Origin of the sequence: Pleomorphovibrio marinus, assembly GCF_003347495.1 — a bacterium.
Taxonomy (GTDB): Bacteria; Bacteroidota; Bacteroidia; order Cytophagales; family Cyclobacteriaceae; genus Pleomorphovibrio; species Pleomorphovibrio marinus.
Genome location: NZ_QCXY01000002.1, coordinates 407,683 through 420,826 on the forward strand (window position 1 = coordinate 407,683; position 13,144 = coordinate 420,826).

At 44.2% G+C, this 13,144-nt stretch carries 12 protein-coding genes and 1 riboswitch; of the genes, 4 read left to right on the forward strand and 8 right to left on the reverse strand.

The genetic code is table 11. The features are described from left to right. From menD to DB520_RS07720, 4 genes are all read left to right on the forward strand, one after another. Positions 1–1,701 (forward strand): 2-succinyl-5-enolpyruvyl-6-hydroxy-3-cyclohexene-1-carboxylic-acid synthase, encoded by a 1,701-nt coding sequence (gene menD / locus DB520_RS07705; RefSeq protein WP_114749110.1) that lies wholly within the window; start codon positions 1–3, stop codon positions 1,699–1,701. Positions 1,702–1,778: 77 nt separating this feature from the next. Beyond that, the gene (locus tag DB520_RS07710) at positions 1,779–2,660 is read left to right on the forward strand and encodes an inositol oxygenase family protein (RefSeq protein ID WP_114749111.1); all 882 of its coding nucleotides are present in this window, start codon (positions 1,779–1,781) and stop codon (positions 2,658–2,660) included. A 71-nt stretch (positions 2,661–2,731) separates the two neighbouring features. Next, the gene (locus tag DB520_RS07715) at positions 2,732–4,306 is read left to right on the forward strand and encodes a solute:sodium symporter family transporter (RefSeq protein ID WP_114749112.1); all 1,575 of its coding nucleotides are present in this window, start codon (positions 2,732–2,734) and stop codon (positions 4,304–4,306) included. A gap of 42 nt (positions 4,307–4,348) precedes the next feature. Continuing rightward, positions 4,349–5,368 (forward strand): LLM class flavin-dependent oxidoreductase, encoded by a 1,020-nt coding sequence (locus DB520_RS07720; protein ID WP_114749113.1) that lies wholly within the window; start codon positions 4,349–4,351, stop codon positions 5,366–5,368. 19 nt (positions 5,369–5,387) lie between these two features. Here the strand turns inward: DB520_RS07720 and thiH are convergent, their stop codons facing one another. The 8 genes from thiH to gap form a co-directional block, all read right to left on the reverse strand. Next, positions 5,388–6,500, reverse strand: coding sequence for a 2-iminoacetate synthase ThiH (thiH, locus tag DB520_RS07725; protein WP_114749114.1), 1,113 nt, complete (start codon positions 6,498–6,500; stop codon positions 5,388–5,390). A gap of 10 nt (positions 6,501–6,510) precedes the next feature. Further along, on the reverse strand, positions 6,511–7,293 hold the full coding sequence (locus DB520_RS07730; protein WP_114749115.1) for a thiazole synthase: 783 nt from the start codon (positions 7,291–7,293) through the stop codon (positions 6,511–6,513). Then, positions 7,256–7,888: a thiamine phosphate synthase gene (locus DB520_RS07735; protein WP_198675267.1), complete on the reverse strand. Its 633-nt coding sequence runs from the start codon at positions 7,886–7,888 to the stop codon at positions 7,256–7,258. The genes DB520_RS07730 and DB520_RS07735 overlap by 38 nt, the downstream gene beginning before the upstream one ends. Further along, positions 7,888–8,505: a thiamine phosphate synthase gene (locus DB520_RS07740; RefSeq protein WP_114749117.1), complete on the reverse strand. Its 618-nt coding sequence runs from the start codon at positions 8,503–8,505 to the stop codon at positions 7,888–7,890. Before DB520_RS07740 ends, DB520_RS07735 begins: the two co-directional genes overlap by 1 nt. Next, positions 8,502–8,711, reverse strand: coding sequence for a sulfur carrier protein ThiS (gene thiS, locus DB520_RS07745; RefSeq protein WP_114749118.1), 210 nt, complete (start codon positions 8,709–8,711; stop codon positions 8,502–8,504). The genes DB520_RS07740 and thiS overlap by 4 nt, the downstream gene beginning before the upstream one ends. Before the next feature lie 45 nt (positions 8,712–8,756). Continuing rightward, positions 8,757–8,846, reverse strand: a riboswitch (TPP riboswitch). A 56-nt stretch (positions 8,847–8,902) separates the two neighbouring features. Continuing rightward, the gene (locus DB520_RS07750) at positions 8,903–9,400 is read right to left on the reverse strand and encodes a hypothetical protein (protein WP_114749119.1); all 498 of its coding nucleotides are present in this window, start codon (positions 9,398–9,400) and stop codon (positions 8,903–8,905) included. Between the two features lie 162 nt (positions 9,401–9,562). Next, a complete protein-coding gene (locus DB520_RS07755; RefSeq protein WP_114749120.1) occupies positions 9,563–11,857 on the reverse strand; it encodes a hypothetical protein in 2,295 nt (764 codons plus the stop codon). Between the two features lie 147 nt (positions 11,858–12,004). Next, positions 12,005–13,009 carry a type I glyceraldehyde-3-phosphate dehydrogenase gene (gene gap, locus DB520_RS07760; RefSeq protein ID WP_114749121.1) on the reverse strand — a complete coding sequence of 335 codons (1,005 nt, stop codon included), beginning with the start codon at positions 13,007–13,009 and terminating at the stop codon, positions 12,005–12,007. Between the last annotated feature and the right edge of the window lie 135 nt (positions 13,010–13,144).

Genomic DNA, 13,144 nt, shown 5'->3' on the forward strand with positions numbered 1-13,144 from the left:
TTGATATTAACCTCCATTGTGGATATTGCATCCATTTGTGCCAAAAAGGGTATTAAAGAAGCGATTTTATCGCCTGGATCACGCTGCGCCCCTATTACATTGGCCTTTGTGAGACACCCTGAAATCCACTGCAGAGTGATTCCCGATGAAAGGAGCGCGGCTTTTGTCGCCTTGGGAATGGCACAACAACTGGGAAAACCTGTCGCCCTAGTTTGCACCAGTGGATCTGCAGCCTTGAATTATGCGCCTGCTGTTGCTGAAGCCTTTTTTCAGCATATACCCCTGCTCTTATTTACAGCAGACAGACCCCCGGAATGGATTGATCAGTGGGACGGTCAAACCATAAGGCAAGAGGGCTTGTACGGAAAACACGTGAAAGGCAGCTATACCTTTCCGGACCTTGCTGCTCACCCGGACAAGGAATGGCATGGGCACAGGATGATAAATGAGGCAATAAACCTCTCCATGGACTTTCCTCAAGGACCTGTACACGTAAATGTTCCCATACGGGAACCTTTCTATCCTTCCCAATTGGAATCCATGGATTTTGATAAGGACTTGAAAATCTTCAACCTTATTCAGGGACAAAAGCTATTGAATCAAGATGAGGAGGTGAAGCTGGGGAACAAATTAAAGTCGTTCAACAAAGTTCTTATTTTGCCGGGCCAGCAAAGGCCCTCTGCCAGCATCAGGGAAGCTCTGGTTAAACTATCCAAGAGTCAACAGGCAGTGGTAATCGGTGAGGCTATTGGAAACCAATTTCATGCACACACCATAAGGCATCACGACTTGATTTTAAATGGCCTTCCAGACACCACCCCTTTGCTGCCGGATTTGGTGATCAGTTTTGGCAAGAGCATTCTTTCGAAGGGGCTTAAAAATTGGCTGAGAGCATCCAAAGCCTCCCATTGGCATTTGCAAGAAGGGACACAGGTACCGGATACCTTTCAACATCTGGAGAAAATAATAGCAGTAACACCCGCCCATTTCCTTCAATTTCTGACCCAAAACCTAGACAAAGCCCCCGCGGATTTTTACCATACCTGGTGGCAGGCCGAAAAGGAGGTGTCACAAAACCTCCCCTCTTTGATGGACAACATGGAATTTGGAGAAATGAAAACTGTCCATAGGTTAATGGAATTTATTCCAACCCCTTCAAAGTTGCACGTTGCCAATAGCATGCCGGTGAGATATGTGAGTTACTTGGGCAACTTGCCTACAGGAGTGGAGGTAATCGCCAATCGAGGTACAAGTGGTATTGACGGTTCTAACAGCACGGCTGTAGGCTGTGTGTTTACCACCAAGGAACCAGTGACACTTCTTACAGGAGATATGGCCTTCTTCTACGATAGGAATGCTTTCTGGCACCAATACAACCTGCCTAATCTACGTATTGTGGTGCTGAACAACCATGCTGGAGGGATTTTCAGGATGATTGATGGTCCAGCCCAACTCCCTGAGTTGGAGGAATATTTCGAAACCACGCAATCCTTGGTAGCCGGACACCTAGCAGGGGAATTTGGGTTTGAATACCACAGGGTGGCAAAGGAAGAAGAATTGGCTGAGCTGCTGCCCACCTTTTACAAAAAATCCATCAGGCCTAAGGTATTGGAAGTGATTTCTAAAAGTAAAATTAATGCAGAGGTTTTCAAGCGAGTAAAGGCTGAAGTCAAATCGAAGTTGGTTGAATTCTCGCGTTAAATAATTATTTTGTTTGGGAAATCAAAGAATGCACAAATTTTGCTTATTTTTCCATCAGAATGTAAAAAAGATAGGCCATGCAGTCACCTTATAGCGAAAAAGAGAAAAATCCACTTAGAAATATTGAAGAATGGGAAGATGACTTAAAGGTAAGGTATCCTTCTCCGAAGTCTCAGCAGGAAAAAGCGAAAGAGGATTATCGCAATTACCATGATTCAGGGAGGGTGGACACGGTCAGGGAGTTTTATCGCCTTAACCATCACTACCAAACCTTTGAATTTGTGAATAGCAAGGAGGAAGAATTCTTGAAGTTTGAAAAGAAGGAGATGCCCTTTTGGGATGCCATCGATTATTTGAACACCTTGGTGGATGATTCTGATCCAGATATTGATTTGGATCAACTTCAGCATCTACTACAAACCTCTGAGGCTATTAGGGCTGATGGTCATCCTGATTGGTTTGTACTGACAGGTTTTATACACGATATGGGAAAGGTTTTATGCTTGTTTGGAGAACCCCAATGGGCTGTGGTCGGGGACACCTTTCCTGTGGGATGTAGGCATTCGGACAGTATAGTATATCCGGAGTTTTTTAAGGAAAACCCTGATGCGGAGGATGAAAGGTATAACAGCAAATATGGAATCTATAGTCATCATTGTGGACTGGATAATGTAAAAATGTCTTGGGGACATGACGAGTATCTGTACCAAATGGTGAAAGACTACCTTCCGGAGCCTGCTCTGTATATGATACGTTACCATTCCTTCTATTCCCAGCATCGGGAAAATGCTTACGATCATCTGTTAAATGACCATGACAGGGAAATGTTTAAGTGGGTGGACAAATTCAACCCTTATGACTTGTATTCTAAGGTACCTGTGGCACCCGATGCCAAGGCCTTAAGACCCTATTATGAGGATTTGGTGGCCAAATACCTACCGCCGGTTTTGAAATTTTAAACGCAAATAATACCTATACATAGCCCCTCCACCTTCTGGAGGGGTATTATTTTGACCCACCCGACCTAACCATGCTTACTGTAATTTCCTTTGTGGGGTTTACCCTCTTTGTGGCCCTTTTTTGCTGGTACAAGCTCAGAAATGACAATATAAATACTAGGGATGGCTACTTCTTGGGTGGTAGATCCCTCACCGGAGGGGTGATTGCCGGAAGTATGATCCTTACAAATATCAGTACGGAGCACCTGATAGGAATGAATGGTTCTGCCTATAAAAACGGGATGATTATCATTGCCTGGGAGGTGACATCGGCTATTGCACTGGCCATTGCTGCGCTGTATTTCCTGCCAATTTACCTGAAAAAGGGATTGACTACCATTCCTCAATACCTTGAAAAAAGGTATGACAGTACTGTAAAAACGATCGTGGCCTTTTTGTTGATGCTTTCTTTCGTAGTCACCCTTTTGCCCATAGTACTTTATACCGGTGCGATTAATTTGGAAAGTATATTTGGCGTTTCGGAGGTTTTTGGGGTGAATAGGGGCCAAGGGATCTGGATTACCGTTCTTACCATAGGGGTGATAGGTTCTATGTACGCCATATTTGGAGGGCTCAAGGCTGTAGCACTCTCTGACAGTATCAATGCCATAGGGCTGGTAATAGGTGGGCTGATGGTCCCGGCGTTTGCCTTGTACGAGATAGGAGATGGAGGCATACTGAAAGGCATGCAAAAGGTTTATGACACCATTCCCGAGAAGTTTAATGTAATTGGGGAGGAGGACTCCGTCTTGCCTTTCAGCACCCTGTTTACGGGTCTGATGATAAACCAGCTGTATTTTTGGGGGATGAACCAGACCATCATACAAAGGGCATTAGGGGCCAAAAATATGGCAGAGGCACAAAAAGGGCTGCTGCTGACAGGGGTATTCAAAATCCTGGTTCCCCTCATTATCGTATTGCCAGGTATTATCGCTTTTTATTTTTATCGAGACACCTACTTTGAGGATCAGGATTTTATCTATCCAGTTCTGCTGAAAAGGGTGTTGCCTATTAGCTTGGTAGGTTTTTTTGCTGCAGTGGTTTTAGGGGCAATTTTAAGTACATTCAATAGCGTTCTGAATTCTGCTGCCACCATATTTAGTTTGGATATTTACAAAAAATTGTTGGCTCCCAAAGCCTCGGACAAAAGATTGGTTAGGGTAGGAAGGTTGAGTTCCTTGATACTGGCAGCTATGGCTATCCTGGTGGCTCCATTGGTGGGTAACGCCCCAGATGGGCTTTACCAATTGATGCAACAGCTAAATGGTATTTTTTTTATCCCAATTGCTTCTGTGCTAGTGGCCGGATTTTTCATTCCTGACATTTCTGCCACTGGTGCCAAGGTAGGATTGGTTCTCGGATTGTCCTTTTACCTTTTTACCACTTTCGTTTGGGATATCGGGTTGCATTTTATCCATATCTGGGGGATAGAATTCCTGCTTAATTTACTGGTAATGTATTTGATAAGCCTAAAATTCCCCAGGGAACAAAAAGAAGACCGTAAGGATGTGCAGGTTTTGGATTTGAAAGAATGGCGCTTTGCAAAGCCCTTGGCAATTTTCTTATGTTTGATCACGATCTTGATTTATACTTGGCTTGGACAGTGAATACGGTGAATTATTTAGGAATGAAAAGAGTTAAAGGTTCATATGAAGGATGAATCAACCATACCCTATTCTTTCTTGGACTTGGCAATTTTGAAGGAGGATGAGGATCATAGTTCCGCTTTTAGGAGATGTGTAAATATAGCCCAGCATGTGGAGTCTTTGGGCTACAATAGGTTTTGGGTAGCAGAGCACCATAACATGGCGGCGGTGGGTAGCGTAGCTCCTATTGTCTTGATGAGTCATATCGCTCATCAAACCCATCGCATTCGTGTGGGAGCCGGGGGGATTATGCTTCCCAATCATAGCCCTTTGATGGTGGCAGAGCAAATTGGTACCCTGGAAAGGCTGTATCCGGGTAGGATTGACTTGGGATTGGGAAGGGCTCCGGGAACCGACCAGAAGACCGCTAGTATCTTAAGAAGGGGCAGAATGGAGACTGTGCAGGAGTTTCCCGAAGACCTGGAGGAGCTAAAAGCGTATTTTCTGGAGTATGAAGAGGGACGAGGGGTACGTGCCTTTCCAGCAGAAGGGCTAAAAGTTCCAATGTATCTCTTGGGCTCCAGTATGAGCAGTGCACGACTATCTGCCCAATTGGGTATGCCCTATGTATTTGCCAGCCATTTCGCCCCAACTTACTTTTTGGAGGCTATGAGCTATTATCGCAAAAATTTCAGGTCTTCAGAGTCCTGCTCTCATCCTTATGGAATAGCCTGTATCAATGTGATTGTTGCGGCATCCGAAGAAAAAGCCAACTATTTGGCCACCTCGTTTTTACAGATGGCTTTGGGAATTTTGAGAGGTAAGTCCTACCCATTGCGGGCACCCGTGAATGACATGGACAAGGTTTGGTCTCCTGAGGAGGCTTTTGCCCTTCAACGGATGCTATCTTACTCCTATATTGGCACCGCAGCATCTGTAAAAAAGGGCATTCGAGAACTAATTAGTAGTACGGGTATCAATGAAGTCATGATCACCACCAATATTTATGAGGAAAGTGACAGGAAAGAGTCTTTGGCCCTCACTGCGGAAGTGATGAATGAAATTAATTTGGTGGAAGGATAAATAGCGATTAGGTTCTTATTCAATATTCCAAAATCTCCCAATCCTTCCAAACAGGGTCGTACCCTTTGGAGGAGATAATCTTACTGATTTGCTTTGGCGATCGATTGTCGTCTATGGAAAACTGCTCCAAAGAATCTTCTTCTGCAGAATATCCACCTGGGTTGGTTTTTGAGCCTGCGCTCATGCTGGTTACCCCCAGGGAAATGGCATGATCCCGAAAGACCTCCGATTCTCGGGTAGAAAGGGACAACTCAAGATCCGGGTTCCATAGCCGATAGGCACAGATCAACTGCACGAGTTCCCTGTCACTCATTACCTTTCCTTGCCAATCAATTCCTTCCGCGGGTCGCATACGCGGAAAAGAAAGGGAATATTTACTCCTCCAATAGGTCTTTTGGAGGTAGTCCAAATGAAGGGCACAATACAGGCTGTCCGTTCTCCAATCTGCTAACCCCAATAATACTCCAAGCCCGATCTTGTGGATTCCCGCTTTCCCAATCCGGTCAGGGGTTGTCAACCTATAGTCAAAGTTGGCTTTTTTCCCCTTGGGATGGTAAGTCTTGTATATTTCCCTATGATAGGTCTCTTGGTAAACCAATACGGAATGAACCCCAAGTAAATTAAGTTTTTGGTACTCTTCCTGGCTAAGTGGCTGTACTTCTATTGAGATATTTGCAAAGTACTTCCTTAACAAAGCAACTGCCTTACTGAAATAGTTGATGTTTACCGTATAATTTGCCTCACCTGAGACGATCAAAACATGGTTAAACCCTAGCTTTTTCAAGATACTGGCTTCTTGAAGCAGTTCTTCTTCGGTTAGGGTTTTTCTGGGGATTTGGTTGGTAAAGCTAAAGCCGCAATAAGTACAAATATTCTGACATTCGTTACTTACATACATTGGAGCAAATAGCTGTATGGTTTTGCCGAATCTTTCTTGGGTGATCTTTTGGCTGATTTGGGCCATTTCTTCCAGGTAGGGCATGGCCTCCGGTGAAAGCAAAGCCATAAGGTCTGTCAAATCCCTTTTCTTCTTTGCTAGAGCCCTTTTAACATCTATGTTCCCTTGCCCATAAATGCGCCTTTGGATATCCAACCAATCCGTCTTTTGGAATTGCTGTAGAAAGCTGTTCATCCTTGTTAAATTAATCATTTAGAAATCCGGTAAGTGGGCTGGAGGCCTCGGCCGTATTTCCCTTCGGTCCTAACCCGGACTCATACGCCAATCTCCCGGCAATAACGGCCAATTTGAAGGCCTCTGCCATTTCTGGAGGATGGTTGGCTACTGCGATAGCCGTGTTGACTAACACTGCATCCGCCCCCATTTCCATGGCTTCTGCCGCATGGGAAGGGCTACCTATTCCAGCATCGACGATTACTGGTACCGTGGATTGTTCAATGATGATTTCCAGAAAAGTGGCACTCTTTAATCCCTTGTTTGTGCCTATGGGAGATCCCAGTGGCATTACGGCTGCGGTTCCCACTTCCTCCAGCCGCTTACACAATACGGGGTCGGCATGGATATAGGGGAGAACGATAAACCCTTCCTTGACAAGTTCCTCAGTTGCTTTTAGGGTTTCAATGGGATCGGGCATCAGGTATTTTGGATCAGGGTGAATTTCCAGTTTCAGCCAATTGGTTTCCAATGCTTCCCTCGCAAGCTTGGCAGCAAATACAGCTTCTTTTGCGGTTCTTGCCCCTGAGGTGTTGGGTAAAAGCCGAACCCTATCCCTGTTGATATACGTAAGTAAGTCATCCTCTTTTTTCCTGCTATCTACCCTTTTTAAGGCCACTGTCACCATTTCGGTTTCAGATTCCACTATGGCTGATTGCATCTCTGAGGGTGACCCAAATTTCCCTGTACCCAATAATAGCCTCGATTTGAAAGGACTATCGGCAATTTTCAATATGTCTTTGAAATTTCTCATGGATTTGCTGAATTAAGGTTTTAGGTTGGGAATGGTGGACAATGGTACTGGAAATAGCCACACCAAATATCCCTGCTGCCATTAATGCTTCGATATCGGAAACCCGAATACCACCGATGGCAATAATTGGAGGTGTCCCTTTAATGTTACTTAGTAGTCTTTTGTATCCTTCCATCCCCAGTAGGGGGCTTAGGTTTTTCTTTGTGGGGGTAAACCTTAAGGGCCCTAGCCCAATATAATCGCATCCCTCCGCAGTTCTTTGTTGGAGGTCGGATAAGGTATTTGCTGTGCCCCCGATGATTTTTTCCTTTCCGATTATGGCCCGGGCTTGCTCAATGGGCATGTCCTGTAGGCCCAGGTGCACTCCGTCGGCATCTATTTCCTCGGCTACCTTTACATTGTCATTGATGATTAATAGGGATCCGAATTCGGCACAAATTGGTTTTACCTCTTTGGCCAAAGTTAGGAATTCCATTTCAGAGGCACCCTTGAACCTTAATTGTACCCATTTGCATCCTGCAAACAAAGCGGTTCGTATAGCCGATTTCTGTTTAGACAAGGAATCCCCTTGAGATATGAATTGGAGTCTCTCCATTATGTGGAGCTTAATTCTACGGTTTGCATACTTTCTTTAAAATGGACAAGCCCCTGCTGGGGAGGAAATGACCAAATACTTCCCAATAAAGCAATCCCCTCAAACCCTGCCTTTGCAACTTCAAGGATATTACTTGCTTTTATGCCCCCCAGCGCAATCAAATCAGTAGTGCTTTTAGGCAGGGTTTTGGTTAGAAAATTGGCTTTTGGTTGGTACCCAGGTTTACTAATACTGGGAAAAACCGGGCCAAGAAAGGAATAGGAAAAGGTGGTACCGAGTTTATCCATAGTCGCAATCTCGTGTATGGAAGTACTCAATTTGTTGTTTTTGCTTTCCAAGTCCTTGATTTTGTCCAAGGTGAGTTGTCTCCTTAAGTAGGAGGGGAAATGTAATCTTCTAAAACCTTGGCGCCGCACCCAATCGTGGTGCTGATGAAAGGCAACTCTTTCATGGTAGCAGTTGGGGATATCATCCAATAGTTTGGCTACTTCTTCTATTTTTCCTTTGGGTTTTCTGATGTGGAATAGGTCTAATCCCGCTTCAAATAACTGGGTAATCCTTTTGCCCTCTTCAGGTACTGGTTCCGGTGCAGATATCACCACTACTATAAGCCTCATCCTCCCTGAATTGCCCTGAAGATATGGACTTTGTCATTGGCATTAAGAGTGCGGTTTATCCATTCTTCCCTAGGCAAAACCTCATTCTCAATAGCTACTGCCACTCCTTTTTGGCTATCGGGAAATTTATCCTTTACTAGTGCCAATACGGTGTATTCCTGGTCTTCCGGAAGTTTATAGGGATTGTTGTTTAAGGTGATTTCCATTCCTGTAACATTAGCTGGTTTACGAATACTTCAGGAATGACTAAAAAGCTTTGGATAACTTTTCCCTACGGCAGTATTAACTGCGTCAGGTCATGAGGGTCTGTTCTCAGCCTTTTGGCACCCCTAAAGTATAGGCAAAAGTAGTCATAAAGTTTGAGAAAGAAAAAAGTAGCCTGTGACACACTTTTTGCTTAAATGCTGGAATGGTTATGCTCGTACCAAAACTGGATTTCAATTATGCGGTACCCGTCGGTTTTGGCTGCCATGTGGTAACAACCGCTTAAGGTGTTTTTTTCTTTGCAATTGGTGATTTTATAATTGCCCCAACCAAGCATCCAATCTCCTTTACAAAAGCCTTCATTTACTTTAAGGCTCACAAGTCCAGGTTTTTTGAGTTCCACATCTTTGCAATGGAGATGCAATGCTCTCCAATAACTCATTTCCTGCCTTTTGTTTCGGGATTTGCCTACTTCCGGCCCATGGGCCATAAAGTTTGGGTGCAGCAACATGGCCGCAAGTTGAAAATCCCCTTTTTGTATAGCTTCAACATATTGGTTGATCAGGTCATGGTCTTTTTCAGCGTCCTGCTTAATACTTACGGTTCCATTTGATTGGTTCTTGGAATATTTACATGAAAAATAGCAAGGGGGCAAAAAATAAATTGCCATGAGGTTATTAATTCCTTTCATATTTAGGTTAGGGTTATGGTTAGTAATGGGTTATGATCAAAAATAAGAAAAAAAAATTGCTTACCATTTACATATTTATGTCGTACAATTACAAATTTTTGACAAAAAAAGGATGTCCTGATTAGGGCATCCTTTTCTACAATTTTAAAACTAAGGTGTGGTTTATAAGAAATCAGGTCTTTTGGGACCTTTATAAGGTTTTGCGCCTCCCGTATCGGGTTCTAGTTCCTTGGGTAATTTTTTTTCACTTTCAGGGGAATGAATAAAACCATAGTATCTTCCCATCCAATAATCCCTGATAAATCCCAATGGTTCCATGATTTTTTTCCCACTGCCTCCATCCAGAACTATAGCCCTCCTGCTTCCTCGCGTTACCGCCTTTTCTCTTGGGCTGATTGCCTTAAGGCCTCCCTCGTAGGAAATATAAGAAGGATCCACGAAGAGATCATCTCTGTGGGAGTTTTTGTAGGGATGTTCTCTGCAGTCCAGTGTCCATTCCCTCAGGTGTTGGACAGCTTCCTTCAATTCAGCATTATTGCCTGTCAAGGCAGCATAGGAGAAATTAAACCAGGGGATCTGCTCCATTCTTTTTATTTCATAGGTTCTCTCCAGGCTTCTCCAGTAAATTGAGTTCAATTCGGGGTCATCTTCATACCGCATCAAGGTCATATAGCTTTCAAAGGCAAGGTTGTCATCCCAAGGGGCTATGGTGGAAGGCGGAAAGGTTTTTTTCTGTCTAATGGTGTTTTCAGGATAGCCCCACTCGACTAGCTGCTGGTAGGCTTCAAGGAATTTCGGATCCTTACTGGCCTCATAGGCCGCCCTAGAAAATGCCAAAGCCTCAAGTCCGTTTACCCCTTTATCATCCCATCCGTAAGGCCTAAGCAGGTACTCTGGGTTCCATCTTCCCCATCGGGTTGGCTTCCCGTCAAAGTCTATGAGAACCCAACCGTTTTCTATTATATAGCCTGCGATTCGGGTCATATGGGCTTTAGCAAGTTCCTTTTCTTTGCCCTCTGCCACCAGGTCGTGAAAAATTGCCACTGAGTAAAAGTGGGCAATTACCTCATCGCTGGAGGCATCTCCTTTCCAATACCATAGGCTGTCTGCAGTGGCATTCCATTTGGCAGGAAGACCGCCTGAACCTCGTTGGCCCATTTCCCCGGTATCCCCTTTTCGGGACCAGATGGACCTGGCAATCAATCCGTCTATAGGAGTGATCCTTTCCAACCAAACCATGGCCTGGAAAGCGTCTACAGCTTCCGACCTGGCGGTTTGCTCACCTGTTACAGCATATTTATAGCTCATAGCCGCTAAATAGGTGGCAGTATGCCCCCCGTCGTTGTCACTGATTTCCCTCAGCCACTCCCCTTCATAGTCGTATAGGGTATGGATGAAGCCCATTCTTTTATGTCCCCATTTTTCCAAATGGCTTTCGTAATAAGCGTTTTTTTGAGCCAGTGTAAAGGGGAAATATTGTAGGATACCTATGCCGGTATCTGTTCCAATGAAAACAATATTGTCTCCTACCGCAATGTCATGAACATGGTTGTCAGGTAGCCAATGCGAAGCCCCAAAATAGTGATAATCCTTATCATTGACCCTTCTTACGGCCCCTCTGGAGGTTCCTATCCAGATGTCATTATCAAATCCCAAGGTCAGGCTACGCGTGTCCTCAACAGGTAATCCATCTTCCCCTCTAAAATTGCGCATGGTCGCCCCCCGCAATTCGGCTAACCCCCTATCGGAACTTATATAAAGTTGCCCTCCTCTGCTGAGCATTTCCCGGGTGTTTTTTGATGGCAATTGCCCCCAATCAATAAAATACTCGTTCACAACACTTCCATCTAGCTGTATCAGTTGGCCGGGCTGAAGGATATGTAATGTTCCGCTATAACTTTCTATTTTTTCTATTGGGGATAGCTTAACAGGATCTGCCAATACCTGGCTACCGTCTTCCATGACCATTGTTATATCACTGGAGAGATATCCTCCTTCTGGTTCTATATTTACAAGGTTTCCATTCTCCAACCGAAAAATATGGTCAGTTGTGGCAAAATGGGGAGTCCCAAGGTGCATACAGGCATCCACAAAAGGGGATTCCTCCAATTTCATCCAGTTACCCGCAGAAAACTGGAAAAGCCCATGATTTGAAAGTGCAAATAGGTCTTCCTTCAGCACCATCAATTTGTTTATACCTGAAGGAGATCCTTGGGTTTTGGTCAGAGTTTTTTCTTTTAGCAAATGTACTTCTCCGTCTAATACTGCAAAACATTGGTCTCCCAAGACGGCCAAACTGCTTACCGGTTTGCTTGTAGGAATAATAATTGACTTTTCTTGCAGGTACTCTTCATCTTTCACAGGTTCCCACCATTGCTCTTTAGGAGGGTATTGAAATGCAGACACGCTCGTCACCCAAAGCAATAAAAGTAAACCTATTCCACTTATTTTTCTCATAACAAATTAGACTTTTCCCTAAATACAGCACTGAAGAGGATTCAGGCCATTATAAAAATGGTTTAAGGGAGGCAGAGACTGAATTTAGCCTAAAAGTACTGTTTGAAAAGTAAAAAAAAGCACCCCGTTTAAGGGGTGCTTGAAGTCTTATTTGGAAGCGATATATTCCAAAAGATCGACTACTTTATTGGAGTAACCCCATTCGTTGTCATACCAGGACACCAACTTCACGAATTTGTCGCTAAGTTGGATGCCGGCTCCTGCGTCAAAAATGGAAGTTCGTGCATCACCAATAAAGTCATTGGATACCACGGCATCCTCTGTATATCCTAAAATCCCTTTCAGGTCACCTTCGGAAGCTTCCTTCATTTTGGCACAAATTTCTTCATAGCTGGCGGCTTTGGAAAGTCTCACCGTAAGGTCCACTACAGAAACATTTGGTGTGGGCACCCTAAAGGCCATGCCAGTTAGTTTACCATTGAGCTCAGGTATAACTTTCCCAACAGCTTTGGCAGCACCGGTAGAGGAGGGGATGATGTTCTGTCCCGCACCTCTCCCACCTCTCCAGTCTTTGGCAGATGGGCCGTCAACTGTTTTTTGGGTTGCCGTGGTGGCGTGTACTGTAGTCATAAGTCCTTCTTCTATGCCCCAATTGTCATTTACTACCTTGGCCAATGGAGCCAAGCAGTTAGTGGTACAGGAAGCATTTGACACGAAATTCATGTCGGAAGTATAACTTGACTCATTTACACCCATCACAAACATAGGAGTGTCGTCTTTGGAAGGTGCAGACATGATCACTTTCTTGGCACCAGCATCGATATGGCCTTGTGCTTTTTCTTTGGTCAAGAACAGTCCGGTGGATTCCACTACATATTCTGCTCCCACTTCAGACCATTTCAGATTTGCAGGGTCTTTTTCAGAAGTGATGCGAATAGCCTGTCCATTCACCACCAATTTGCCATTTTTTACTTCCACGTCACCATTGAATTTCCCGTGAGTGGAATCGTATTTAAGCATGTAGGCGATGTAGTCCACGTCGATCAGGTCATTGATGCCTACTACTTCAATATCCTGTCTCTCTTGAGCTGCGCGAAATACAAGTCTACCGATTCTTCCGAATCCATTAATACCTACTTTGATTTTTCCCATGATTTTAACGATTCTGTTCTGTTGAATTTATTATAAGTAAAAGTTTTGGTTTGAGGTTGATTTTGGTTAGAGGGGTAAAATTCCAACCATAATAATCAAAACGGCACGGAAAATTGTCCCTACCAAAATTTTCAA